Source organism: Cupriavidus sp. WGlv3, from assembly GCF_023952475.1.
Classification (GTDB): domain Bacteria; phylum Pseudomonadota; class Gammaproteobacteria; order Burkholderiales; family Burkholderiaceae; genus Cupriavidus; species Cupriavidus phytorum.
This window is the reverse complement of the sequence record NZ_JALHRX010000159.1, coordinates 1-337: the sequence shown is the minus strand read 5'-3', so window position 1 is coordinate 337 and position 337 is coordinate 1. Positions and strand designations below refer to the sequence as shown.

Sequence of the window (337 nt, the reverse complement as noted above, 5' to 3'; positions counted from 1 at the left end):
CGGTGGGCATCGTCGCCAACAACGGCATCCTGTTCTCGGAGTCGGCGCTCAAGGGCGCGCACTTCATCGAGCTGTGCTGCCAGCGCAAGATCCCGCTGGTGTTCCTGCAGAACATCACCGGCTTCATGGTCGGGCGCAAGTACGAGAACGAGGGCATCGCGCGCAACGGCGCCAAGATGGTGACCGCGGTGGCGACCGCGCAGGTGCCCAAGTTCACGGTGATCATCGGCGGCTCGTTCGGCGCCGGCAACTACGGCATGTGCGGGCGCGCGTATTCGCCGCGCTTCCTGTGGATGTGGCCGAACGCGCGCATCTCGGTGATGGGCGGCGAGCAGGC

1 protein-coding gene is annotated in these 337 nt (G+C 66.8%); it reads left to right on the top strand.

Features of this window, described 5'->3' with window-relative positions; genetic code table 11:
• Positions 1-337 (top strand): carboxyl transferase domain-containing protein (locus MKD38_RS30975; RefSeq protein WP_305882545.1); only part of this gene is annotated, 337 nt, incomplete at both ends.